At 41.3% G+C, this 24,425-nt stretch carries 24 protein-coding genes; 15 read left to right on the top strand and 9 right to left on the bottom strand.

The features are described from left to right. Positions 1–6: 6 nt before the first annotated feature. Together GPA07_RS12620 and lepB are read left to right on the top strand one after the other, a co-directional pair. Positions 7–1,899 (top strand): PTS fructose transporter subunit IIABC, encoded by a 1,893-nt coding sequence (locus GPA07_RS12620; RefSeq protein ID WP_157292622.1) that lies wholly within the window; start codon positions 7–9, stop codon positions 1,897–1,899. 210 nt (positions 1,900–2,109) lie between these two features. Next, the gene (gene lepB / locus GPA07_RS12615; protein ID WP_034738595.1) at positions 2,110–2,682 is read left to right on the top strand and encodes a signal peptidase I; all 573 of its coding nucleotides are present in this window, start codon (positions 2,110–2,112) and stop codon (positions 2,680–2,682) included. 63 nt (positions 2,683–2,745) lie between these two features. Here the strand turns inward: lepB and GPA07_RS12610 are convergent, their stop codons facing one another. Beyond that, positions 2,746–3,021, bottom strand: coding sequence for a hypothetical protein (locus tag GPA07_RS12610; protein WP_008345136.1), 276 nt, complete (start codon positions 3,019–3,021; stop codon positions 2,746–2,748). A gap of 144 nt (positions 3,022–3,165) precedes the next feature. Between GPA07_RS12610 and GPA07_RS12605 the strand changes: the two genes are divergently transcribed. Further along, the gene (locus tag GPA07_RS12605; RefSeq protein WP_008356968.1) at positions 3,166–4,785 is read left to right on the top strand and encodes an ABC-F family ATP-binding cassette domain-containing protein; all 1,620 of its coding nucleotides are present in this window, start codon (positions 3,166–3,168) and stop codon (positions 4,783–4,785) included. Positions 4,786–4,822: 37 nt separating this feature from the next. On the opposite strand, the gene GPA07_RS12600 is transcribed toward GPA07_RS12605, so the two are convergent. The 3 genes from GPA07_RS12600 to mreBH form a co-directional block, all read right to left on the bottom strand. Further along, a complete protein-coding gene (locus GPA07_RS12600) occupies positions 4,823–6,055 on the bottom strand; it encodes an aminopeptidase (RefSeq protein WP_157292621.1) in 1,233 nt (410 codons plus the stop codon). A 106-nt stretch (positions 6,056–6,161) separates the two neighbouring features. After that, the gene (locus tag GPA07_RS18650) at positions 6,162–6,293 is read right to left on the bottom strand and encodes a protein YkpC (RefSeq protein ID WP_003210922.1); all 132 of its coding nucleotides are present in this window, start codon (positions 6,291–6,293) and stop codon (positions 6,162–6,164) included. Between the two features lie 74 nt (positions 6,294–6,367). Then, positions 6,368–7,375, bottom strand: coding sequence for a rod-share determining protein MreBH (gene mreBH, locus GPA07_RS12595; RefSeq protein WP_008356978.1), 1,008 nt, complete (start codon positions 7,373–7,375; stop codon positions 6,368–6,370). A 276-nt stretch (positions 7,376–7,651) separates the two neighbouring features. On the opposite strand from mreBH, the gene GPA07_RS12590 reads away from it, so the two are divergent. From GPA07_RS12590 to ade, 5 genes are all read left to right on the top strand, one after another. Next, on the top strand, positions 7,652–7,930 hold the full coding sequence (locus GPA07_RS12590) for a transcriptional regulator AbhA (RefSeq protein ID WP_008356980.1): 279 nt from the start codon (positions 7,652–7,654) through the stop codon (positions 7,928–7,930). 146 nt (positions 7,931–8,076) lie between these two features. Next, a complete protein-coding gene (locus tag GPA07_RS12585; RefSeq protein ID WP_157292619.1) occupies positions 8,077–9,372 on the top strand; it encodes an ATP-binding protein in 1,296 nt (431 codons plus the stop codon). A gap of 18 nt (positions 9,373–9,390) precedes the next feature. Then, a complete protein-coding gene (locus tag GPA07_RS12580; protein ID WP_008356984.1) occupies positions 9,391–10,224 on the top strand; it encodes a gamma-glutamylcyclotransferase family protein in 834 nt (277 codons plus the stop codon). A 37-nt stretch (positions 10,225–10,261) separates the two neighbouring features. Then, the gene (locus GPA07_RS12575; protein WP_008356985.1) at positions 10,262–10,930 is read left to right on the top strand and encodes a potassium channel family protein; all 669 of its coding nucleotides are present in this window, start codon (positions 10,262–10,264) and stop codon (positions 10,928–10,930) included. Positions 10,931–11,190: 260 nt separating this feature from the next. Continuing rightward, on the top strand, positions 11,191–12,921 hold the full coding sequence (ade, locus tag GPA07_RS12570) for an adenine deaminase (protein WP_157292617.1): 1,731 nt from the start codon (positions 11,191–11,193) through the stop codon (positions 12,919–12,921). Between the two features lie 105 nt (positions 12,922–13,026). Here the strand turns inward: ade and rnjA are convergent, their stop codons facing one another. Both rnjA and GPA07_RS12560 read right to left on the bottom strand, forming a co-directional pair. Beyond that, a complete protein-coding gene (rnjA, locus tag GPA07_RS12565) occupies positions 13,027–14,694 on the bottom strand; it encodes a ribonuclease J1 (protein ID WP_008345116.1) in 1,668 nt (555 codons plus the stop codon). Between the two features lie 5 nt (positions 14,695–14,699). Beyond that, the gene (locus tag GPA07_RS12560) at positions 14,700–14,909 is read right to left on the bottom strand and encodes a DNA-dependent RNA polymerase subunit epsilon (RefSeq protein ID WP_008356990.1); all 210 of its coding nucleotides are present in this window, start codon (positions 14,907–14,909) and stop codon (positions 14,700–14,702) included. A 394-nt stretch (positions 14,910–15,303) separates the two neighbouring features. Here GPA07_RS12560 and GPA07_RS12555 point away from each other — a divergent pair, with 394 nt between their 5' ends. Continuing rightward, positions 15,304–16,083 (top strand): Cof-type HAD-IIB family hydrolase, encoded by a 780-nt coding sequence (locus GPA07_RS12555; protein ID WP_008356992.1) that lies wholly within the window; start codon positions 15,304–15,306, stop codon positions 16,081–16,083. 38 nt (positions 16,084–16,121) lie between these two features. Here GPA07_RS12555 and def read toward each other — a convergent pair whose 3' ends face one another. Further along, positions 16,122–16,679: a peptide deformylase gene (gene def, locus GPA07_RS12550; protein WP_008356994.1), complete on the bottom strand. Its 558-nt coding sequence runs from the start codon at positions 16,677–16,679 to the stop codon at positions 16,122–16,124. A 112-nt stretch (positions 16,680–16,791) separates the two neighbouring features. Then, the gene (locus GPA07_RS12545; RefSeq protein ID WP_117590933.1) at positions 16,792–16,965 is read right to left on the bottom strand and encodes a YjcZ family sporulation protein; all 174 of its coding nucleotides are present in this window, start codon (positions 16,963–16,965) and stop codon (positions 16,792–16,794) included. A 234-nt stretch (positions 16,966–17,199) separates the two neighbouring features. Between GPA07_RS12545 and GPA07_RS12540 the strand changes: the two genes are divergently transcribed. The 5 genes from GPA07_RS12540 to lpdA all read left to right on the top strand — a co-directional run bounded on the left by GPA07_RS12540 (position 17,200) and on the right by lpdA (position 23,233). Continuing rightward, positions 17,200–17,865 (top strand): YkyA family protein, encoded by a 666-nt coding sequence (locus GPA07_RS12540; protein ID WP_008356998.1) that lies wholly within the window; start codon positions 17,200–17,202, stop codon positions 17,863–17,865. Between the two features lie 408 nt (positions 17,866–18,273). Continuing rightward, entirely contained in the window at positions 18,274–19,389 is a 1,116-nt protein-coding gene (pdhA, locus tag GPA07_RS12535; protein WP_008361877.1) for a pyruvate dehydrogenase (acetyl-transferring) E1 component subunit alpha, read from the top strand. 3 nt (positions 19,390–19,392) lie between these two features. Then, a complete protein-coding gene (pdhB, locus tag GPA07_RS12530; RefSeq protein ID WP_008361876.1) occupies positions 19,393–20,370 on the top strand; it encodes a pyruvate dehydrogenase complex E1 component subunit beta in 978 nt (325 codons plus the stop codon). Between the two features lie 108 nt (positions 20,371–20,478). Continuing rightward, the gene (locus tag GPA07_RS12525) at positions 20,479–21,816 is read left to right on the top strand and encodes a dihydrolipoamide acetyltransferase family protein (RefSeq protein WP_157292616.1); all 1,338 of its coding nucleotides are present in this window, start codon (positions 20,479–20,481) and stop codon (positions 21,814–21,816) included. A gap of 4 nt (positions 21,817–21,820) precedes the next feature. Then, a complete protein-coding gene (gene lpdA / locus GPA07_RS12520) occupies positions 21,821–23,233 on the top strand; it encodes a dihydrolipoyl dehydrogenase (RefSeq protein WP_157292615.1) in 1,413 nt (470 codons plus the stop codon). Between the two features lie 335 nt (positions 23,234–23,568). Here the strand turns inward: lpdA and GPA07_RS12515 are convergent, their stop codons facing one another. Beyond that, positions 23,569–23,949, bottom strand: a complete 381-nt coding sequence (locus GPA07_RS12515) for a hypothetical protein (protein WP_034739988.1) — start codon at positions 23,947–23,949, stop codon at positions 23,569–23,571. Between the two features lie 316 nt (positions 23,950–24,265). On the opposite strand from GPA07_RS12515, the gene GPA07_RS12510 reads away from it, so the two are divergent. After that, on the top strand, positions 24,266–24,385 hold the full coding sequence (locus GPA07_RS12510) for a GapA-binding peptide SR1P (protein WP_003212464.1): 120 nt from the start codon (positions 24,266–24,268) through the stop codon (positions 24,383–24,385). The last annotated feature ends 40 nt before the right edge of the window (positions 24,386–24,425 follow it).

The raw sequence follows: 24,425 nt of genomic DNA, 5'->3' as shown, positions 1-24,425 counted from the left end.
GTCATCATGAAAATTACAGAACTACTCACGAAGCAAACAATTAAGCTTCAATTAGACAGTCAGCAAAAAGAAGCCGTTATTGAAGAGCTGGTCACTGTATTAGATACAGCTGGTAAATTGCATGATAAAGAAGGCTACAAAGAAGCCGTTGTCAATCGTGAAAAACAGAGCTCTACTGGAATTGGTGAAGGAATTGCCATTCCTCACGCTAAAACAGCAAGTGTGAAAGAGCCTGCCATTGCATTTGGCCGTTCAACAGCTGGTGTAGATTATGAATCATTAGACGGACAGCCAAGTCATCTTGTCTTTATGATTGCAGCAACTGAAGGCGCAAACAATACACATTTAGAAGCACTTTCTCGTTTATCGACACTTCTTATGCGCGAAGAAATCCGAAAGCAGCTGCTTGAAGCGGCTACTGAAGATGACATCATTGATATCATCAATACGCATGACAAGGATGAAGAAGAAGAAGAGGAAGTCAAAGAGGAGCCGGCTGCATCAGGAAAACCTGCTAAAATTTTAGCAGTGACAGCTTGCCCAACAGGTATTGCGCATACATTTATGGCAGCAGATGCGTTGAAAGAAAAAGCAAAAGAAATGGGCGTTGACATTAAAGTTGAGACAAACGGCTCTAGTGGAATTAAACATGCCCTTACAGCAAAAGAAATTGAAGAAGCACCAGCCATCATTGTGGCAGCTGATAAGCAAGTTGAAATGGAACGCTTTAAAGGCAAACATGTCATTGAAGTACCGGTGACAGCTGGAATTCGCCGTCCGCAAGAATTGATCGAAAAAGCCATTAATCAAGATGCGCCGATTTATAAAGGCTCAGGCGGCAGTTCTTCAAAAGACGAAAATGAATCATCGGTCAAAGGAAGAAGTGGATTTTATAAGCACTTAATGAGCGGTGTCAGCAACATGCTTCCGTTTGTTGTTGGGGGCGGTATCCTCGTTGCGATTTCATTCTTCTGGGGAATTAAGTCAGCAGATCCTAATGACCCTTCTTTCAATTCATTCGCCGCTGTATTAAAAGGGATTGGTGGAGATAATGCACTTGCCTTAATCGTTGCTGTATTAGCTGGATTTATCGCAATGAGTATTGCAGATCGTCCAGGTTTTGCACCAGGTATGGTTGGCGGATTCATGGCCTCTGCCGCAGGTGCAGGATTCTTAGGCGGACTGATTGCTGGTTTCCTTGCTGGTTACATCGTGGTGCTCCTGAAGAAGGTCTTCACATTCGTACCGCAGTCGCTCGATGGCATTAAACCAGTTCTGCTCTATCCATTGTTTGGTATTTTCTTTACAGGCATTATCATGCATTACATTGTCAACACACCTGTTAAAATGGTGATGGACGGATTAACACATTGGCTTGAAACATTAGGTACTGGAAACCTTGTATTAATGGGCATTATTTTAGCTGGTATGATGGCGATTGATATGGGTGGCCCAATTAACAAAGCGGCCTATACATTTGGTCTTGCCATGATTGCTGCTGGCAACTATGCACCGCACGCTGCTATTATGGCAGGCGGAATGGTGCCGCCGCTAGGTATTGCTCTTGCGACAACGATCTTTAGAAGCAAATTCTCAAAACGTGACCGCGAAGCAGGTATTACATGCTACTTCATGGGAGCTGCTTTCATCACTGAAGGGGCCATCCCGTTTGCAGCAGCCGATCCTCTGCGCGTGATTCCTTCAGCTGTGATTGGCGCAGCAGTTGCTGGCGGATTAACAGAATTCTTTAGAGTCACGCTTCCTGCACCGCACGGCGGACTATTCGTTTTCTGGGTGACAAATCATCCAATTCTTTATATCATCAGCATCTTAATCGGTGCGATTGTAACAGCGCTTTTACTTGGTATTTTGAAAAAACCAGTCAAACAAGAGGCGTAAAGAGAAGAGAAGCATCGTGAATAGCGGTGCTTCTTTTTGTTTAAACTTCAGCAAATTAGGAAAAAATATCTAATTAGATGGTTGTCTTGTGAATTTTTAATGGACATGTGATAAAGTAAAGTTATTCAATTCACGTTTCAAGTCTTTTAGCAGAAAGTCTTAGGAGGAAGCAGTATTTTGAACGAAGAAAACAAACAAAACGAAAATGACATTCAATCTGATGCGAAGCAAGCCAAACCAAAGAAGAAAAGTTCACTGTTTGAATGGATCAAAGCCATTTTGATTGCACTTGCACTCGTCCTCGTCATCCGTACGTTTATTTTTGAGCCGTATGTGGTGGAAGGAGAATCAATGGAACCAACCCTTCATGATGGGGAAAAATTATTTGTTAACAAAACCATCAACTATCTCGGTGGAGTCAAACGCGGGGACATTGTGATTATTAATGGAAAAGACGGTCAGAAAATTCATTATGTCAAACGATTGATTGGTCTTCCAGGTGACACAATCGAAATGAAGGATGATACGCTTTACATTAATGGTAAAAAAGTAGATGAGCCTTATTTAAAAGAGAACAAGGCGCACGCTAAAGAGTATGAAGTGCATTTAACAGGGGATTTTGGTCCAGTCAAAGTACCGAAAAACGATTACTTTGTGATGGGGGACAACAGACTTAATTCTATGGATAGTCGAAATGGACTCGGACTCATTGAAAAGGATCGTATTGTCGGGACATCGGAATTTGTTTTCTTCCCATTTGGCGACATTCGAAAAACACAATAAATACACCCTTCTCAAGACGTGAGAAAGGTGTTTTAAAGGACGACCCTTCATGAAGGGTCGTTTTTAATTTGGTGTGAGCATCGTGACAATGATGACAATGGCTAAAACAGAAGCGAATACAGATCCTGTAATCGCCAACACAGAACGGAATAATCCGATTTTCACATTGTCTTTTCCACGCTTTTGTAAAAAGCGTTTTGAAAAGATGTGGACCAGTGTGTAAATGAGGACAAGCCCAATATAAAGACCAAAATCCCTCGCGTTAAAGCCTGTTGCCGATAAATAAATGCCCATAAAGAAAATCAATAAACAATATTCCATGAGTGTGAGTAATCTCAAATCGCTCGAACTCCTTCAATCAAATCATTCTCACTTATTATACCATATTGGACAAAAAGCCTTTGTTCTTAGCGAGAGACGTTTCTATCAATCGTTATTCATGTTATACTTCATAATGATGAATGAGTGATGGAGGATTAATAAATGATTGCAGTGAATAATGTTAGTTTGCGATTTGCTGATCGTAAATTATTTGAAGAAGTAAATATTAAGTTCACGCCTGGCAACTGCTACGGACTAATTGGTGCCAACGGAGCTGGTAAATCAACGTTCCTAAAGATTCTTTCTGGAGAAATTGAGGCTCAAACGGGCGATGTTCATATGAGTCCTGGGGAACGTTTAGCGATTTTAAAACAGAATCACTTTGAATATGAAGAGTTTGAAGTGTTAAAGGTCGTCATGATGGGTCATAAACGTCTATATGATGTGATGCAGGAAAAAGATGCGATCTATATGAAGCCAGATTTCTCAGATGAAGATGGAATTCGTGCAGCAGAGCTTGAAGGTGAATTCGCTGAGTTAAACGGATGGGAAGCAGAAAGTGAAGCCGCGATCCTATTAAAAGGTCTTGGCATTCCAGAGAGCCTACAATCGAAGAAAATGTCTGAGCTTGGCGGTTCTGAAAAGGTTAAAGTATTACTAGCTCAAGCCTTATTCGGTAAACCTGACGTTCTTCTTCTTGATGAGCCAACGAACCACTTGGACTTACAAGCGATTCAGTGGCTGGAAGAGTTCCTCATTAACTTTGAAAATACCGTGATTGTCGTATCGCATGATCGTCACTTCTTAAACAAAGTATGTACTCATATTGCGGATCTTGACTTCGGAAAAATCCAAGTGTATGTCGGTAACTATGATTTTTGGTATGAGTCCAGCCAATTGGCACTAAAACTAAGCCAGGATGCAAATAAGAAAAAAGAAGAACAAATTAAGCAGCTTCAAGAATTCGTTGCTCGGTTCAGTGCGAACGCTTCTAAATCGAAGCAAGCGACGTCAAGAAAGAAATTGCTTGATAAGATCTCGTTAGATGACATTAAGCCGTCTTCACGTAAATATCCATATGTTCATTTTGCGCCAGAGCGTGAAATCGGGAATGATGTCCTTCAAGTAGAAGGCCTGTCAAAAACGATTGACGGTGTAAAGGTACTGGATAACGTCAGCTTTATCATGAATCGTGAGGATAAAATTGCGTTCTTAAGCCGTCATGAGCTGGCTGTCTCGACGTTATTTAAAATCCTTGCTGGTGAAATGGAACCAGACAGCGGGACATTTAAATGGGGTGTTACTACGTCTCAAGCCTTTTTCCCGAAAGACAACAGTGAATATTTTGAAGGAAGCGATTTAGATCTTGTGGATTGGCTTCGTCAATATTCTCCTAATGATCAAAGTGAAAGCTTCTTGCGCGGCTTCTTAGGCCGTATGCTGTTCTCTGGGGAAGAAGTGAAGAAAAAAGCAAGCGTCTTATCAGGAGGAGAAAAGGTTCGCTGTATGTTATCGAAAATGATGCTCTCTGGAGCGAATATTCTGCTGTTAGACGAGCCGACGAACCATTTAGACCTAGAGTCCATCACGGCGCTGAATAACGGTCTCATGAGCTTTAAAGGGGCTATGCTCTTCTCATCTCATGACCATCAGTTTGTTGAAACCGTTGCAAACCGTATTATCGAAGTGACGCCAAATGGCATCGTTGATAAACAAACAACATATGATGAATTCTTGGCAGATCAAGACATTCAAAAAAGACTTCAAGAGCTTTATGCATAATGAAGAAAAGACATCCGCATGTGGATGTCTTTTTTATTTAAATAGCCCAGTTTCCATGACGGAAGATCGGTTCACGTTTACCATCTTTTGTGATCCCATCTATATTCATTTCTTTTGAGCCAATCATGAAATCGACGTGTGTAATGCTGCTGTTCACTCCAGCTGCGTCTAATTCCTCTCGTTTCATCTCTTTACCGCCTTCGATATTAAACGCATAACCGCTGCCGATAGCCAGGTGGTTTGATGCATTTTCATCGTAAAGTGTATTGTAATAGAGAATATTTGAGTTGGAAATCGGTGAATCATCAGGTACGAGGGCAACCTCACCTAAATAATGAGAGCCTTCATCTGTTTCAATCAAAGAAGTTAAAATGTCTTCGCCTTCTTTTGCTTTCACATCAATAATACGGCCATTTTCAAAGGTTAATGTAAAATCATCAATGATGTTTCCGGCATAGCTGAGCGGCTTTGTGCTTGAGACCGTCCCGTTTACGCCGTCTTTTTTAGGGACAGTAAATACTTCTTCTGTTGGCATATTGGCCATAAATGATACACCGCGTTCACTTACACTGCCGGCGCCTACCCAAATATGCTGTTCAGGAAGCTCGATCGTTAAATCTGTACCTGGCGCTTCATAGTGCAGTTTGTGGTAATGACGTTCATTTAAGACGGTTACTTTTTCATTTAGTGACTCATCATGCTTTTTCCATGCTTCAACTGGATCTGGCTGATCAGCACGGGCGACTTTAAAGATTTGTTCCCATAATAAAGAGACAGCCTCTTCATCTGTATGCTCAGGAAAAATCTTTTTCGCCCAATCTTTTGACGCAGCACCTACGACCGTCCAAGCGACTTTGTCAGATTGAACGTATTGACGATATGTATGAAGTGCTGAACCAGCAGCTTTTTGCTGTGCAGCAATTTTTTTCGAGTCAATGCCACGCAGAAGATCGGGGCTTTCTGACAAGATGGTAATAAAAGCACCGCCGCGTTTTGCGATGGTTTCCATCATTTGTGCTTCCCATTCTGGGAATTGCTCAAAAACATCTTGTGGGGCATGTTCATATTTTAACCGGGTGAGAACACCATCACTCCAGCGGATATGTACGTTTTTCGCTCCGCGTTTATACGCATGTTTTGCCACAAGGCGGACAAGGTCCACAGATTCAGTAAACGCAGATACGACCACTTCTTGACCATTTTGAACATTCACACCGACTTCAACGATGGTCTTTGCATATTGATCTAGTTGTTTTTCGAATGAACTCATAAAAAACCCTCCTTTAGTCATGTTCATCATATCAGATTTAAGACCGAAAAGGAAAATGGGGAGCCGCTTTGAAGCAAAATAAAAAAGCCGCTTTCGTGCGGCTTTTTTAGCGGTTCAGTTGTTTCACAGGCTGTGCATTAGAAGGGGGCATATGTGAAAACGACAGGCTCATTCCTCCTAAAATAATACCGGTTAAAATGACTGTGACAACGACCCGTTTACCTAAATCAAGCAACATGTTCTTCCTCCTTCACGTTTATCCATTCCTCACAATATGATCGAAATGATGAAAAAAGAAGTAGGACAGGAAGATTATTTTAACGTTTTTTGCAATTTGTGAATGACTTCTAATGAACGGCCCGTTCCGATTGCGACAGATTCAAGTGGATTTGCTGCAATGTGAACTGGAACGACAATCTCTTGAGAGAGCCATTCTTGAATCCCGTTTAACAGTGCACCCCCGCCAGTTAGAATCACGCCGCGGTCTACGATATCACCACTGAGCTCTGGAGGGCTGTCCTCTAATGTGGCACGGATCGCCTCTAAAATATGAAGAAGTGATTCACGCATAGCGCCTTGAATTTCATGAGATTCAAGTGTAATCGTTTTTGGGAGGCCTGTGACAAGGTCGCGTCCACGTACTTCTAATGATTCAGGCTCATGCTCAATGAGTCCATAACCGATTTCTATTTTCACTTGCTCAGCAGTCCGCTCACCGATCAGTAGATTATATTTCTTTCTCACAAATGTAATGATATCTTCATCCAGCTGATCGCCGCCAATTCGAATCGAATGACAAGAGACAACGCCGCCAAATGAAATGATCGCCACTTCTGTTGTTCCTCCGCCAATATCGACAACGACGTTTGCAACAGGCTCGTCTACCGGTAGATCAGCACCGATGGCAGCTGCGACAGGTTCTTCAATTAAATGCACATGCTTTGCCCCACAATTCTTGACAGCATCGCTGATTGCGCGGCGCTCGACAGCGGTTGAACCAGAAGGTGTACATACAACAACGGTCGGTTTTCTAAAGGTAAACCCGATATTTTTTCCTGCTTTTTTCATAATTTGTTTGAGTAAATCTGTGGTCATATCATAATCAGCGATGACACCGTCTTTCATCGGACGGATCGCCATAATTTTCCCAGGTGTTTTCCCAATCATCTCTTTTGCTTCTGATCCGACTGCAAGAACAGTTTTTGTTTCTGTGTCTACTGCCACGACGGATGGTTCATTTAAAATGATTCCCTTGTTTTTACTATAAACCAATATGTTAGCTGTTCCCAAATCAATTCCAATTTCGGCATGTTGAAACATGTTTTCACCCAATCTCTATTTTTGCTGTTTTAAACAATTTTACATTTAAAAGTTCAAAGGATAGATGTCATTTGTGGGGGTTTGTGATCACCTTGAAATGAATCTGTAAAATTCAAGTCTCATTTTGACAATCACAATAAATTTTACCTTTGATTTTTCGTTTATGAAAAAAATTTTTAAAGAGGAGAAACCTTTTAAAAATCTCTTACGTCTACGATATATCAATTGGTGAAAAACAGATTGATCTTGAGCTAACGAAAGAAAGAGGGAACGAATTTGAAATCTATCGGAGTCGTAAGAAAAGTAGATGAACTAGGACGTATTGTGATGCCAATCGAATTGAGAAGAGCACTTGATATCGCTATTAAAGACAGTATGGAATTTTTTATAGATGGAGATAAAATCGTCTTGAAAAAATATCAGCCTCAAGGCGTTTGTCTCATGACGGGTGAGATTACTTCAGAGAACCATGAATATGGAAATGGTGCCATTACATTAAGCGCTGAAGGCGCAGAACTACTGCTAAAAGAGCTTCAAGAGGCCCTTCAACAGTAAATAAAAATAGCCTGCTCTCTTCCTTTGTGATGAGAACAGGCTATTTTTTTCTGCAAAAAGTTCCTTAAAAATGCCCCATCTCCCTCAAAAAACAAGTGGAAAATGGTACAATTGACAAAGAATCTCAGGGCGGCAGGTGGAATCATTTGAACAAAACATACCAAGTACGGATCCTGTTATCTGTTCTTGCATTTCTATTAATCTTAAGCTGGGATTTCTTTTATTATCTCGGCGGCTATCAAATTAATTGGCCGCTCGATCTAGCCTTTACAATCGTTGTTTTAGCTGGTATTTGGGTCGTCTCAGGCTATGTAGACCGGTTAAATTTACTTGTGTCAGATTTAAACAAACGAGAAAAAGAAGCACACGAACTAACAGAGCGGCTGAATCGAATAACAGATAACTTGCAAGAAATCGTTTTTGAAACAAATGAAAAAGGTCAAATCATTTTTTTAAATCAAGCATGGAAACACATGATGGGGTACGACATAGAGGAATGTCTAGGTACGATGTATAATCAGTACTTTGATCAAGAGGAACATGTCGTCCAGCATTTGTTATCTGTGATAAAAGAGCATAAGGATGAGGGACGGGTTGAACTGCAGCTTGTTCATAAAGATGGAAGAAAAGTATGGGGAGATGTTCATTATAAGCTTTATTTTGATGAGCAGAACCAGTTTACTGGAGGCATTGGAACGGTTGCTGATATCACGAAACAAAAGCAGGCAAAGCTCGAGCTTGAAAGGTCCAATCAGCAATTGCAAATGCAGGCACAAAAGCTGGCAGTGGCAGGACAAATAGCCGCTGGGATTGCCCATGAAGTCAGAAATCCGCTAACCTCAGTAAACGGCTTTTTGCAGCTGATGAAAACACAATACCCTGAACGAACCGATTACTTTGATATCATCTTTTCTGAAATTAAACGGATTGACTTTGTTTTAAGTGAGCTGCTTGTATTAGCCAAGCCTCAATCGGTCCATTTTCAAGAAGTACAGCTTCATGATTTGCTAGAGCAGGTCATTACCCTACTAAACACAAATGCCGTTCTTTCGAATATTGACCTTAAACAGCCATTTAAAAAGAAGGATGCTGGAGCCATATTAGCAGACGCCAATCAAATGAAACAGCTGTTCATTAACTTAATCAAGAATGCAATAGAGGCGATGCCTGAAGGCGGCAGCATATACATATCAACAGAAAAAGTCATGAATGAGTGGAAAATCACGATTCAAGATGAAGGAAAAGGGATGTCTGAAGATGACATTCAGAAAATATACGATCCTTTCTTCTCTACGAAAAAAGAAGGAACTGGACTTGGTTTAACAATCTGTGCGACGATTTTAAAAGATCATCATGGAAGAATGGATGTAAAGAGTGAACTCAGAAAAGGGACAGCTTTTCATATTTATTTACCTGTGTATCAAAAAAGCAGGCAGCAGTAAGGCGAGAGGGATGTGATGATGATGAAGACGTTATTTGTATATGGGACACTTTTAAAGCACGAAAAGGACCACGAGACATTCATGAAAGAAAGCAGTCTATTCGCAACGTCTGCTTGGATCAAAGGGAGGCTGTACGATACAGGTGCAGGATACCCAGTGTGTGTTGTCTCTGAACATTATGCAGTATACGGAGAATTGTATGAGGTAAGCGATGAAACGTTGAATAAGATAGGTGAGCTAGAGGAAGGGTATGACAAGCAGGAAATAGATGTCATGACAGATCAGGGTCAGATACAAGCCATTGCATATACAGTAGGTGAGCAGAAGGCATCAGGACTAAAGGAGATTGAGAGCGGCTACTGGAAGGAATACAAGCTGTGGCAGCGCAAGCCGTCATCCTTTTATTATTTTGCCTACGGTTCCTGTATGGATGATGCAAGGTTTAAGCTTGCCAAAGTCGATCATTATTTCAAACAGATCATCGGCGGTGGTGCACTTGATCGTTTTACCACTAGATTTACACTCGTGCGGCCTGATGGATCAAGAGCCGATATGGTAGAAGACGGCGGAGAAACAGAGGGTGTTCTATACGAGGTGCCTTTTGATGCTATTCGTTATTTGTACAAGCGAGAAGGTGTTTATGAAGGCACGTATCGCCCAGCCTTTGTCGATGTCACGATAGGTGATCAAGTCTATCAGGACTGCTTAACCTTTCTCGTCTTAAAAAAGAATGAAGAAATTGCTCCTCCCGCTCATTATCGAAGTGAAATCGAAAAAGGAGCAGACCTTTACTTAAGTGAAGCGTTCCGTAAAAAAATTCGGTCGCATATGGATTCATTAATCAAACCGTAGTAAAATGCATGGTAAGTGATATAAAAGGAGTCTGAACATGAAAAAGGAATATGCAGTCATTGGTCTTGGGCGCTTTGGCGGAAGTATTTGCAAGGCGCTGAGCGAAGAAGGACTTGAAGTCATGGCCATGGATATGAATGAAGATCGTGTAAACGAATACGCTAAAATTGCGTCACATGCGGTGATTGGTGATTCGACGGATGAATCTGTCTTAAAAAATCTAGGCATTCGTAATTTCGATCATGTCATCGTGGCGATTGGAGAGAACATTCAAGCAAGTATTTTAACAACAATTATGCTGAAAGAGCTTGGCGTCAAAATGGTCACAGTGAAAGCTCAAAATGACTACCATGAAAAAGTACTTAACAAAATTGGGGCAGATCGCATTGTTCATCCAGAGCGAGACATGGGCAGACGGATTGCACATAAAATCATTTCCAACAACGTGCTCGATTACCTCGAGCTGTCAGATGAGTACAGTCTTATTGAAATCGTCGCAAACAGCAGACTAGCTGGGCATTCCCTTTTAGATCTCGACATTCGTGCAAGGTACGGGATTAATATTGTAGCAATTAAGCGCGGGAAAGAAGTCATTGTTTCACCGCTTGCAGATGAAATGATTCAAAAAGAAGATATCCTTATTGTCATTGGATCAGTAGCAGATATTGGACGCTTTGAAAAACGAGAAATGCAGAACGAATATTAAACACTCCGGCGGGGTGTTTTTTTTATATGGATATGTACACCTCGGGCGGACAATGAAGAGGAGAAAGCTTTGCAGAAAAGCTGTTTTTCGTCTGACCACCAGCAAAAAGAACCGTCGTTATTTTTCATGCAATTATCACTATTCAGAAATAAAAATCAATCCTCTGATATGGCTGATTTTCTCTAAATGTCATTGACTGGGCACACAGATTCGTTTACGATAAGAAACATTATATTGTTTACTCGGAGGAGGCAGTGTCGTTGGATAAGGAGCTTTTCAGACATCAAATTGAGGTCGCTGCAAAGAGAAAAAAAGCAGCCCTCGTGATTAAACATGCGAAGGTCATGGACGTGTTTAACCAGGAATGGATAGACGCTGATGTCGCTGTAGAAAATGGAAAAATAGTAGGGATTGGAGAGTACGAGGGAGAGAGGGAACTGGATGCAGCAGGTCAAATGCTTGTTCCTGGTTTTATTGATGGCCACGTTCATATCGAGTCCTCCATGGTGACCCCTGCTGAATTCTCCAAAGCTGTTGTTCCTCACGGTGTGACAACTGTCGTAACAGACCCGCATGAAATTGCCAATGTGTCAGGTGTTGCAGGTATCCGTTTTATGCTCAAAGAAGCGAGAAAAGCTGCTTTAAATATATATTTCATGCTGCCATCCTGTGTACCAGCAGTCAGCTTTGAACGATCAGGTGCTACGCTAAAAGCGAAAGATTTAAAGCCTCTTTATGAGGAGAAAGAAGTGCTTGGTCTTGCCGAAGTCATGGATTATGTCGGAGTGGAGCAGGCGGAAGAAGATATGCTTCAAAAGCTGCTCGATGCTCAACATGAAGATAAATTGATTGATGGCCACCTAGCAGGCTTAACGGACCGATTAATTAACGTGTACCGGACAGCCAATGTGCAAACAGATCATGAGGTAACAACGGCTCAGGAAGCCCTTGAACGTGTAAAACGAGGCATGTATGTCATGCTGAGAGAAGGGTCTGTCGCCAAAAACGTGAAAAACGTCTTACCTGCTGTTAATGAAAAGAATGCGAGACGCTTTTTCTTTTGTACCGATGATAAACATCTAGATGATTTACTGGCGCAAGGAAGTATTGATGAACAAGTACGCATGTCCATCAAAGAAGGATTGGACCCCTTTTTAGCGTATCAAATGGGCAGTTTAAACGCAGCAGAATGTTTTGACCTCAAAACAAAGGGAGCGATTGCACCAGGCTTTGATGCTGATTTTATGCTTATTTCTGACTTGAATAAGGTGGATATCACAAGCGTCTTTATTGCTGGAGAATTGGTCTCCGAGCATGGAGAATATCAACCGCGTGTCGACAAGGTCACGCCAAGTCCTTCATTAATGCGATCGGTACATGCAGTGGACGTTCAAGAGAAAGATCTAACGCTGCCTATCAGAGACCATCAAAAGATGAACGTCATTCGCATTATTCCAAATCAGCTTGAAACGAAATTAGAACAAGTATCTCCATCTAATCTCAATGGACAATTCACTAGTGATACAGATCGAGATGTATTAAAAATGGTGCTTGTCGAACGTCATCAAGGTCTTTCTGAAATTGGGGTAGGGATTGTCAGCGGCTTTGGCTTGAAAAATGGTGCGATTGCAACAACGGTGGCGCATGATTCGCATAACTTAATTGCCATTGGTACAAATGATGCTGACATGATCAAAGCGATTGAGACGTTAAAAGAAGCAGGGGGCGGTTTGACCGTTGTGAAGGGCGGCCAGCCGCTTCATACGCTTCCATTGCCGATCTCGGGCTTATTATCAGATCAACCTGCGCATGCGGTGAATGAAAGTCTTCATGCACTCCATGAAGCGTTAAATGCAACAGGATTTTCTTTAGATTTTAATCCGTTTTTGACCCTGTCTTTCTTGGCACTTCCAGTCATTCCTGATGTGAAAATGACAACAAAAGGATTGTTCGATGTGAGAAGCTTTCAGCATCTACCGATTCAATCATAAAACAATGACTAAACCCGCATGTAGATGGTCTATATGCGGGTTTTTCATATATTTGAACATAAAAAAAGAGACACAGCCAATTGGCATGTGTCTCTTTACTTGTTATTACACTTCCATAATGATCGGTAAGATCATTGGGCGGCGTCTTGTTTTTTCATATAGGAAAGGTGCAAGTGTGTCAGTAATTTCGTTTTTAATTTCTGACCATTGTGTCGTCTTGCGTTCCATTACTTTTTCAAGATGCTTTGAAATTAAATCTTGCGCGTCATTAATGAGGTCTCCAGATTCTCTCATGTAGACAAAACCTCTTGAGATCAAATCAGGACCAGCAGAAATTTTGAATTCTTTCATGTCCATGCTGACCACAACAATGACAAGACCTTCTTCTGAAAGAATGCGGCGGTCTCTTAACACGATGTTACCGATATCGCCAATCCCGCTACCGTCAATATACACGTTGCCTGATGGAATTTTTCCAGCGACACTTGCTTCGTCACCTTTCAGTGCAAGAACTTCACCGTTATCCATGATAAAGCAGTTTTCCTCAGGGATTCCGCAATCATTTGCCAATTTAATATGCGTTTTTTGCATGCGGTATTCACCGTGAATCGGCATGAAGAATTTTGGTTTAATTAAACGGAGCATCAGCTTCTGCTCTTCTTGTCCGCCGTGTCCGGATGTATGAATATTATTCAGTGAGCCATGAATAACCTCAGCCCCAGCACGATAAAGCTGGTTAATGGTACGGCTTACGCTAATATTGTTACCTGGGATCGGTGAAGATGAGAAGACAACAGTGTCTCCAGGATTAATGGAAATTTGGCGGTGTGTACCGTTCGCAATACGAGAAAGAGCTGCCATCGGTTCACCCTGACTTCCAGTACAAAGAATGGTCACTTTGTTTGCTGGAAGGCGGTTGATTTCATTGTGTTCAATGAACGTGTTTTTTGGACATTTGATATAGCCGAGCTCTTGTCCAATATCAATGGCAGACTCCATACTGCGCCCAAACACAGCGACTTTTCGGCCGTTGGCAACAGCGGACTCAATCACCTGTTGAAGTCTGTGAATGTTTGATGCAAATGTGGCAAAAATAATACGTCCATCTACTTTTCTAAAGATGTCATCAATGCTTTCTCCTACACGTCTTTCAGACATCGTAAATTCTGGAATTTCACTGTTTGTACTGTCAGATAGAAGGCAAAGGACGCCCTCTTTCCCGATCTCCGCCATTTTCGTTAAATTGGCAGGCTCGCCAACAGGAGTAAAGTCAAACTTGAAATCACCTGTATGTACGATGTTACCAGGAGGTGTCTTCACAACAATTCCATAAGAATCTGGAATACTATGCGTCGTTCTAAAGAAAGACACAGCTGTTTTTCTAAATTTAATTGTATCTTCTTCTTCAAAGATGTGAAGTTTTGTCTGTCTTAATAGACCATGCTCTTCCAATTTGTTACGAAGTAGGCCGATTGCGAGTTTGCCTCCGTAAACTGGAATATTCACTTGCTTGAGAAGGTAAGGGATACCGCCGATGTGGTCTTCATGTCCGTGAGTAATGAAAAGACCTTTGATTTTATCTTCGTTTTTAACTAAATACGTATAGTCAGGGATGACGTAATCAATTCCAAGAAGCTCATCTTCAGGGAACTTAATACCAGCATCAATTAAAATGATTTCATCTTGAAATTGAACGCCATACGTGTTTTTACCGATCTCGCCTAAACCGCCGAGCGCAAAAACTGCCGCCTGATCGTTTTTTACAAATTTCATTCCTCTCATAGCTCCAATACTTTAAAATTTTCACTTTCTCGTTCATAGTCTAAAAAAGCACCGTCTACAGGCTGAATGAATTCAATATTGTAGTTATGTTTTTTCAACTTATTGCGTACGTCTCTTTCAGAAACCGCTTCAACGTATAGTGAATCTGTGTGTTCTCTTACAGGTACCTCAGTCGTACTTGCCTGAAAAAATACCTTATATATCATCCAAATCTCTCCTTAAATACCGTATGTTACACTCGCTTATTCTATTATATTAAAAAAACGCGCATAAGAAAAGTCTCAGAGAAAAAAGGACCTTCAGCAAATGTGCGGAAGATCCCTTTAAGCAATCGATTTTTTACGAAGCATGTCCTTCCATTGTCTTCGAATTTTCTTACGCAGACGACGAAGCATCGTGGATCGCCTCCTTTCGGTATGAGTATAACTAGGCAGTATGTTCCGTTCTCTCTGTATACTTGTATTATATGATGTTTCCACTAAATGTTACATGGGTATATGTGGGAAATGGGCGTTTTAAGAGGAAGTGGTTTCGTTAGTGGAAATCTTTCTGTATGATGAAGGGGAGAAGGGATACATAACAAGTGACAGGAGACGAGATATGAAGAAAAAAGTCATCTTTTTTGATATCGACGGTACTTTATATGACCATGATAAAAAAATACCTGAATCAACGAAGCGAGCTGTTCGTTTATTAAAAGAAAAAGGGCATCATCTATTCATTGCATCTGGACGCTCGCCTTTTCTGATTCAGCCTGTTTTAGAAGAATTAGGGCTTGACTCATTTATTGCGTATAACGGTCAATATGTCTTGCACAAGGGAGACGTCATTTACAGGAATCCGCTCAAACAGGAGCTCATGGAAAAAATTTATGAAACAGCGGATCACCATGATCACCCGCTTGTTTTCATGGGAGAAGAAACGATGAAGGCGTCTGTGCCGAACCATCCGTTTATCCATGAAGGGATTGGCACCTTGAAAACAGAGCATCCCGAGCATGATTTGTCTTTCTTTAAAGAACATGATATTTATCAGATGCTGTTATTTTGTAAAGCAGAAGAGGAAGATCAATACGAGGCGTTTCGTGAAGAAATTGACCTTGTCAGGTGGCATGAGGTGTCTACCGATGTGCTGCCAAAAGGTGGATCAAAGGCTGAAGGAATCAAACGAGTGATGGAAAGACTGTCTTACGATCAAAAGGACACCGTTGCCTTTGGAGACGGGCTGAACGATAGAGAAATGATTTCGTTTGTTGGAACTGGTGTTGCTATGGGGAATGCCGTAAATGAATTAAAGCAATTAGCTGATTTTGTCACCAAACCTGTAGATGAAGGCGGCATATTTCACGCCTTGACCGAATTAGGCCTTATTGAAGAATAAAAAAGAAGACCCGCTTGATGGATGGGTCTTCTTTTCATTTATGATCTGCCGATTGCAACAGCGTTGTCTGGCTCGGCGAATGGATGATCCTTTTGAATATGATCATAAAACATAATGCCGTTTAAATGATCAATTTCATGCTGAAAAACGATGGCCGGGAACCCTTTTAGGCGGATATCAATCTCTTCACCTTCAAGTGTTGTGCCTTTCACCCTGATTTTTTCATAACGCGGGACAAATCCAGGGATGGCCTCATCAACAGATAAGCAGCCTTCTCCAGTGGCTAAATAAGCTCTTTTGACTGAATGACTGACAATACGAGGGTTGAATAGGGCATAGCTGTAAAGCTCTCCATCTTCGTCCTCACAGTGAACAGCGATCATTCGTTTACTGATATTGATTTGTGGAGCTGCTAAGCCAACACCGGGTCTGAGTCCATATTTTTCAGCAATGTCTGCATCCTGACTATTCTTGACAAATTCGATCATGTCCGCTAATTGCTGTTTTTCTTCCTCTGTTGGCGGGAGTTCAACCGCTTCAGCTGTTTGTCTTAAGACGGGGTGCCCGTCTCGCACGATATCATCCATGGTAATCACAAAACTTCACTCCTATTTCCTTTGTATGTAAAGTATATAAAATGATACACAACATATGCAATGAAATAAAGAAGACCGGTCGCATGAGACCGGTCAGAGGCTTATTCAGCCATTAGCAGCAGCCACCGCCGCCTAAGAATGCTGCACCAACAATGATCAATAGAATGAATAGGACGACGATTAAAGCGAATGTACGTCCACCACCGTAACCGTACCCGCCACCATAACTTGGATAGCAACAGCCGCCACCGTATCCGTAACCGTACCCGCCGTATCCACCATACATACTTCCATGACTATAATTAGACATACTTTTGACCTCCTTTGGAAATACACTTGGCCTCTCATAAGTGAAGGCGAAGCGTGTAATATAAACTATGTATGAATACACTATTTGTATAGTCATGAGCCTAGAGCATGAAAAAAATCTTCTCCCCCCTCAAAAGGACAGCTTCTATCCTTGTCATAAACGCCCTGAAAAATTATAGTGGTATGTGGAGATATAAAGGGGGACCTTGTAATGAAACAGATGAAAAGCATAAAAGCAGGTGCTGCTTTAGCGGGGATATGTACCCTCTTGCTTACGGGGTGCGGAGGCCAAAATCCGTTTCATGAGATGCAAGACGCCATGACGAAAATGAGCGAAAAAGAGGCATCCTTTCAAAAAGAACAAGGCACACTGCAAAGCTATGAGGAAAAAGAACAGCAGTTATATGAAAAAATGATACAAACAACAAAGGACCATCCAAAAACAGTATCTAGTCTGTCTGATCAAGCATTGGCATCAGCTGCGAAGCGTGAAGAACATTTGAAAACAGAAAAAGAGAGCATGGAAAAGGCGAAAAAAGAATTTGAAGCGGTAAAGGAATCCGCGAGCCGGATAAAAGATGAAGAAGTAAAAGCCAAAGCAGATCAAACCGTCCAATCCATTCAAAAAAGGTATGCATCGTATGATCAGCTGTACCGTGAGTATCAAAAGGCGCTGAAACAAGACAAGCATTTGTACCAATCCTTAAAAAAGAAAGACTTAGGATATCAAGAGCTGAAATCCAAACTAAAATCAGTGAATCGTTCATACAGCAAAGTCAGAAAAGAAAGTAAGAAGTTCAATCAATATACAGATCAATTGAACGAACATAAACAGGCTTTATACAGAGCGGCATACCAAGGGTCAAAAAAGAGCTGAAAATAGCTCTTTTTTTATTTTTCGACAAAAACAAACATTTGCTATTGTAGTACAGTAGTGCACTCTATACTAGTACAGATTGTACTGTTTGTTAAACAGATTGATACAGTTCGCAATAAAAAGTAAAGCGAATACATTTATTTAGATAAAGCCGTTAAATCAATTGACGGACTATTTTTCTTGTTGTAAACTATTCCTTGTTAACAGAAGTTGTATTAGTTTTTTGTGAACTATCGTTAATACAGTTAGAAGAACTCAAAAGCAAGCGATCATCTAATGTTTCGACAACGATCTTTGTGGCTATTATATACAGGAGTCATATGAGCATTTTGGGTTATCCTATATCTGTATGTATAAATGGATTCACGACAAATTGACTGTTAAAAGAAAGGAAGAGGTGACTTTAGAATGGCTGCAAAAACAAAAAAAGCAATTGTTGATAGCAAAAAGCAATTTGATGCCATCAAAAAGCAGTTTGAAACGTTCCAAATTTTAAACGAAAAAGGCGAAGTCGTAAACGAAGCGGCAATGCCGGATCTTTCAGATGACCAATTAAAAGAATTAATGCGCCGTATGGTGTTTACACGTGTATTAGATCAACGTTCAATTTCATTGAACCGTCAAGGACGTCTTGGCTTCTATGCGCCAACAGCTGGACAAGAAGCTTCTCAGCTTGCAACTCACTTTGCACTTGAGAAAGAAGATTTTATTCTTCCAGGATATCGTGATGTTCCACAATTAATCTGGCACGGTCTTCCACTAACAAAAGCTTTCTTGTTCTCTCGTGGACACTTTGTTGGGAACCAAATGCCTGAAGATGTGAATGCACTTTCCCCGCAAATCATTATCGGTGCACAAATCATTCAAGCTGCTGGTGTAGCTCTTGGTTTGAAAAAGCGCGGCAAAAAAGCTGTTGCAATTACTTACACTGGTGATGGCGGAGCTTCACAAGGTGATTTCTATGAAGGTATTAACTTTGCAGGGGCTTACAAAGCGCCAGCGATTTTTGTTGTCCAAAACAACAGATATGCGATCTCTACACCTGTTGAAAAGCAATCTGCTGCACAAACGATTGCACAAAAAGCAGCTGCAGCTGGTATCGTAGGCGTACAAGTTGACGGTATGGATGCATTAGCTGTATATGCAGCAACTGCTGAAGCTCGTGAGCGTGCTGTCAATGGTGAAGGTCCAACATTAATCGAAACTCTTACATTCCGTTACGGCCCACATACAATGGCTGGTGACGATCCAACAAGATATCGTACAAAAGAAGATGAAAACGAGTGGGAGCAAAAAGATCCATTGGTACGCTACCGCAAATTCTTGGAAAACAAAGGCCTATGGTCTGAAGAAGAAGAGAATAAAGTCATCGAAGATGCAAAAGAACAAATCAAACAAGCAATCAAAGAAGCTGACGAACAGCCTAAGCAGAAAGTCACTGACTTGATTGAAAACATGTACGAAGTGAAACCATTCAACTTAGTTGAACAGCTTGAAATTTACAAACAGAAGGAGTCGAAGTAAGCCATGGCGCAAATGACAATGATTCAAGCGATCACTGATGCGTTACGCACAGAACTGAAAAATGACGAAAACGTTCTCGTTTTCGGAGAAGACGTTGGTGTAAACGGCGGCGTATTCCGTGCGACTGAAGGATTGCAAAAAGAGTTTGGTGAGGATCGCGTATTCGATACTCCACTAGCTGAATCTGGTATTGGCGGTCTTGCAATTGGCCTTGGACTACAAGAATTCCGCCCAGTAATGGAAATTCAATTCTTCGGATTCGTTTACGAAGTATTAGATTCTATTTCTGGACAAATGGCTCGTATGCGTTACCGTTCTGGCGGACGCTGGCATTCTCCAGTGACAATCCGTTCTCCATTCGGCGGAGGGGTTCATACACCTGAGCTTCACGCTGACAGCTTAGAAGGTCTTGTAGCACAGCAGCCTGGTATCAAGGTTGTTATTCCTTCAACACCTTACGATGCAAAAGGACTATTAATTTCTGCCATCCGTGACAACGATCCGGTTGTGTTCCTTGAGCATATGAAACTATATCGTTCTTTCCGTCAGGAAGTTCCTGAGGAAGAGTATACAATTGAAATCGGTAAAGCTGACGTGAAACGTGAAGGTTCTGACCTTTCCATCATCACTTACGGTGCAATGGTTCACGAATCACTTAAAGCTGCTGAAGAACTCGAAAAAGAAGGCGTTTCTGCTGAAGTCATCGACCTTCGTACAGTAAGCCCGCTTGATATTGAAACAATCATCGCTTCTGTTGAAAAAACAGGACGTGCGATCGTTGTTCAAGAAGCACAAAAACAAGCTGGTATTGCTGCAAACGTAGTAGCTGAAATCAATGACAGAGCAATCCTTAGCCTAGAAGCACCAGTACTTCGTGTAGCTGCACCTGATACTGTATTTGCTTTCTCACAAGCTGAGAGCGTATGGCTTCCAAACCATAAAGACGTGCTTGAAACAGCTAAAAAAGTGCTTGAATTTTAATTAAATGATAGAGGGGAAAAGAATTTATTTCTCTTCCCCTTTATCAATTACATGATCGTGTAATGATGACACAACAAGGGTTCAACAAAATCTAGGAGGCGAAAAACAGTGGCATTTGAATTTAAACTTCCGGACATCGGAGAAGGTATCCACGAAGGTGAGATCGTTAAGTGGTTCGTAAAACCAAACGACGAAATCAATGAAGATGATGTTTTAGCAGAGGTACAAAATGATAAAGCAGTTGTAGAAATTCCTTCACCTGTTAAAGGAAAAGTATTAGAATTAAAAGTTGAAGAGGGAACAGTTGCAACTGTAGGACAAACAATCATTACGTTTGATGCACCTGGTTACGAAAATCTTCAATTTAAAGGCAGCGAAGAAGAAGGCGAAGCAAAAACTGAAGCTCAAGTACAAGGTACTGCTGAAGCTGGTAACGAGCCTGAAAAGAAAGAAGTTGCTCAAGAAGCAGCAGCAGCAACTGGTGCAGGCGCACAAGAGCAAGTAGATGCTGATCCAAACAAACGCGTAATTGCTATGCCATCTGTACGTAAATATGCTCGTGAAAAAGGCGTTGAAATTTACAAAGTTGCAGGTACTGGTAAAAATGGCCGCGTGCTAAAAGAAGATATTGACAGCTTCGTTAATGGTGGTTCTGCAGCTCAAGAAGCAGCACCTCAAGCAGCTGAAAGTGCGAAAGAAGAAGCAGCTCCAAAAGCGGCAGCAGCTCCAGTTCTAGAAGGAGAATTCCCAGAAACTCGCGAGAAAATGAGCGGAATCCGTAAAGCAATCGCGAAAGCAATGGTGAACTCTAAGCATACAGCTCCTCACGTAACATTAATGGATGAAGTTGATGTCACAAACCTTGTAGCACATCGTAAGCAATTCAAACAAGTTGCAGCTGATCAAGGAATCAAGTTAACTTACTTGCCTTACGTTGTAAAAGCTCTAACTTCTGCTTTGAAAAAGTACCCAGTACTTAACACTTCTATTGATGATAAAACAGATGAAGTTGTTCAAAAGCATTACTACAACATCGGAATTGCAGCTGACACTGAAAAAGGCTTGCTTGTTCCAGTTGTGAAAAATGCAGATCGCAAAGCAATTTTCGAAGTATCTAACGAAATCAACGAGCTTGCAACAAAAGCACGCGAAGGTAAATTGGCTCCATCTGAAATGAAAGGTGCATCTTGCACAATCACAAACATCGGTTCTGCTGGTGGACAATGGTTTACTCCAGTCATCAACCACCCAGAAGTAGCGATCCTTGGTATTGGCCGTATCGCTGAAAAAGCGATTGTTCGTGATGGCGAAATCGTTGCAGCTCCAGTCTTAGCTCTTTCCCTAAGCTTCGACCACCGTATGATTGATGGAGCTACTGCGCAAAATGCCCTGAACCACATCAAGCGTTTATTGAATGATCCACAATTAATTTTAATGGAGGCGTAATTTCATGGTAGTAGGAGATTTCCCAATCGAAACTGATACTCTTGTCATCGGTGCAGGTCCTGGTGGGTATGTAGCTGCTATTCGCGCTGCACAACTTGGACAAAAAGTAACAATCGTTGAAAAAGGAACGCTTGGCGGCGTATGTCTAAACGTCGGCTGTATCCCTTCAAAAGCATTGATTAATGCGGGACATCGTTTCGAGAATGCAAAGCATTCTGAAGACATGGGTATCAAAGCTGAAAACGTAACAGTTGATTTCACAAAAGTTCAAGAGTGGAAAGCTTCTGTTGTGAACAAATTAACAGGTGGAGTTCAAGGTCTTCTTAAAGGAAACAAAGTAGACATCGTAAAAGGTGAAGCTTATTTCGTAGACAGTAACTCTGTACGTGTAATGGATGAGAATTCAGCACAGACTTACACTTTCAAAAATGCAATTCTTGCAACTGGATCTCGTCCAATTGAATTGCCTGCATTTAAATACACTGACCGTGTCATCAACTCAACTGGTGCTTTAGCGCTTAAAGAAGTACCTAAGAAGTTAGTTGTGATCGGTGGTGGATACATCGGTACTGAGCTTGGGACTGCTTATGCAAACTTTGGAACAGAAGTTGTCATCCTTGAAGGTGGAGACGAAATCCTTCCAGGTTTCGAAAAGCAAATGAGCTCTTTAGTGAAACGTAACCTGAAGAAAAAAGGAAACGTTGAAATCCATACAAACGCTCTTGCAAAAGGTGTTGAAGAAACATCTGACAGTGTCACTGTTACTTTCGAAGTAAAAGGTGAAGAAAAAACTGTCGATGCTGACTACGTACTTGTAACAGTTGGTCGTCGTCCAAATACTGATGAGCTTGGTCTTGAGCAAGCAGGTGTTGAATTGACAGACCGCGGAGTTGTCAAAACTGACAAACAATGCCGTACAAACGTACCAAACATCTATGCAATTGGTGACATCGTTGATGGCCCGCCGCTTGCACACAAAGCATCTTACGAAGGTAAAATTGCAGCTGAAGCAATCGCTGGAGAGCCAGCTGAAATTGATTACCTTGGTATTCCTGCTGTTGTATTCTCTGAGCCAGAACTTGCAACTGTTGGATACACTGAAGCACAAGCGAAAGAAGAAGGAATCGAAATCGTTGCAGCGAAATTCCCATTCGCAGCTAACGGACGTGCACTTTCTCTTGACGCAACGGATGGCTTCATGAAAATGATCACTCGTAAAGAGGATGGTCTAGTGATCGGAGCACAAATCGCAGGTGTTGGCGCGTCTGATATGATTTCAGAGCTTAGCCTTGCAATCGAAGCTGGTGTGACGGCTGAAGATATCGCCATGACAATTCACGCTCACCCAACTTTAGGTGAAATTACAATGGAAACGGCTGAAGTAGCAATTGGAAGCCCAATCCATATCGTAAAATAATGAACGTAGAAACCCTCTCCAAAAGGAGAGGGTTTCAGATTGTTGACAAAGGGCTAAAATGATCTTGATTTTAGCCCTTTGTCCTCTTTTTAGTGTGACATGAAAACCTTTGCAGTCTAGGAAGGACGAGTACCGGCGCGGAGCGAATTTGAGATTCGTGAGCACTGGCACGCAGGACTGACAAAGAATGCGAGGGTTTGTCTACACGCTGAATCCTCTCCAAAAGGAGAGGGTTTTTTTATGTATACCTATAACCATCCCTAAAACAGAAAATCCCTCATGAGCAGAGGGATTTTTTCATAAGGATATATATATGCAAATGCAAGGTCGAATCGTTAATTTGTATTCACTCGGTCTAATGCTTGGCATAGAGGTGATAAGATATCCTCTTTACTTCGGACATTTCCTTCAACCTTCACAATGACTTTTTCATTATTGACTAGTAATATAGCTGGCAATTCATCTACTTCATTTTTCCAGCCTTTTCGATCTTCTTTGACAATCATCTTTGACATTTCCTTCGGATACTGATTTTTTAAGTCGAGCACTGCATCATAATAAGGACTTTCTTTATCAAGGTTTTCTGCATCAGTAAAAAAGAGAATTCTCGGTTTTTGAATATGACTGACCTGATCTGTCTGGTTTGGTATGATATACGCAAACGAGCATGAACTAAGTAGAAAGAGCATAGGGAATATAATGAGAAGGGGCCTCATAAAATTCAATCTATTCACCTCAAAATCCTTTGGGGTTGTACCAACATTTTTAGGAGCTGATTACCTGTTAGTCACTCTAGTGTATCATGTCTTTTTTGACAATTTTCGATTGTTACTCAATTGTTACAGAATTGATATGAAGCAAAATACAATTGAAACGTTCCCTCAATATGATAAGGAAAGAGCATATAGTTATAAAAAATGATTAATTATGTCATACAATTAACCGTTGACAACTTAAATGTGACATCATATTATAGAGATAAGAAATAGATAAAACGCTTTCAAACTATGAGTGAAGAAAAGGGGAATGTACGTGGGTACAATTATTTGTCAAGATTGCAATGAAACCATTGATCAATTTGAGAATGAAAAAGTGACAACACTTTATGGAACATGTGGTCACTGTCATTGCTGTGATGAAGCCTCTGAATAAATAAAAAAGCATGCAGCTCCATTTGGGGCTGCATGTTTCT

This window comes from Bacillus sp. ms-22 (genome assembly GCF_009759805.1).
Classification (GTDB): domain Bacteria; phylum Bacillota; class Bacilli; order Bacillales; family Bacillaceae; genus Bacillus; species Bacillus xiamenensis.
Note: the sequence above shows the minus strand (reverse complement) of the source record. Positions and strands in the feature narration are given on the sequence as shown.

Bases quoted from the DNA above. Each gene is read 5' to 3' on its own strand.
- GPA07_RS12620 (WP_157292622.1), top strand. From the start codon at position 7: ATGAAAATTACAGAACTACTCACGAAGCAAACAATTAAGCTTCAATTA.
- GPA07_RS12605 (WP_008356968.1), top strand. From the start codon at position 3,166: ATGATTGCAGTGAATAATGTTAGTTTGCGATTTGCTGATCGTAAATTA.
- GPA07_RS12600 (WP_157292621.1), bottom strand. From the start codon at position 6,055: ATGAGTTCATTCGAAAAACAACTAGATCAATATGCAAAGACCATCGTT.
- GPA07_RS18650 (WP_003210922.1), bottom strand. From the start codon at position 6,293: ATGTTGCTTGATTTAGGTAAACGGGTCGTTGTCACAGTCATTTTAACC.
- mreBH (WP_008356978.1), bottom strand. From the start codon at position 7,375: ATGTTTCAACATGCCGAAATTGGAATTGATTTGGGAACAGCTAACATA.
- GPA07_RS12580 (WP_008356984.1), top strand. From the start codon at position 9,391: ATGATGAAGACGTTATTTGTATATGGGACACTTTTAAAGCACGAAAAG.
- GPA07_RS12575 (WP_008356985.1), top strand. From the start codon at position 10,262: ATGAAAAAGGAATATGCAGTCATTGGTCTTGGGCGCTTTGGCGGAAGT.
- rnjA (WP_008345116.1), bottom strand. From the start codon at position 14,694: ATGAAATTTGTAAAAAACGATCAGGCGGCAGTTTTTGCGCTCGGCGGT.
- GPA07_RS12560 (WP_008356990.1), bottom strand. From the start codon at position 14,909: ATGATATATAAGGTATTTTTTCAGGCAAGTACGACTGAGGTACCTGTA.
- GPA07_RS12555 (WP_008356992.1), top strand. From the start codon at position 15,304: ATGAAGAAAAAAGTCATCTTTTTTGATATCGACGGTACTTTATATGAC.
- GPA07_RS12545 (WP_117590933.1), bottom strand. From the start codon at position 16,965: ATGTATGGTGGATACGGCGGGTACGGTTACGGATACGGTGGCGGCTGT.
- GPA07_RS12540 (WP_008356998.1), top strand. From the start codon at position 17,200: ATGAAACAGATGAAAAGCATAAAAGCAGGTGCTGCTTTAGCGGGGATA.
- pdhA (WP_008361877.1), top strand. From the start codon at position 18,274: ATGGCTGCAAAAACAAAAAAAGCAATTGTTGATAGCAAAAAGCAATTT.
- pdhB (WP_008361876.1), top strand. From the start codon at position 19,393: ATGGCGCAAATGACAATGATTCAAGCGATCACTGATGCGTTACGCACA.
- lpdA (WP_157292615.1), top strand. From the start codon at position 21,821: ATGGTAGTAGGAGATTTCCCAATCGAAACTGATACTCTTGTCATCGGT.
- GPA07_RS12515 (WP_034739988.1), bottom strand. From the start codon at position 23,949: ATGAGGCCCCTTCTCATTATATTCCCTATGCTCTTTCTACTTAGTTCA.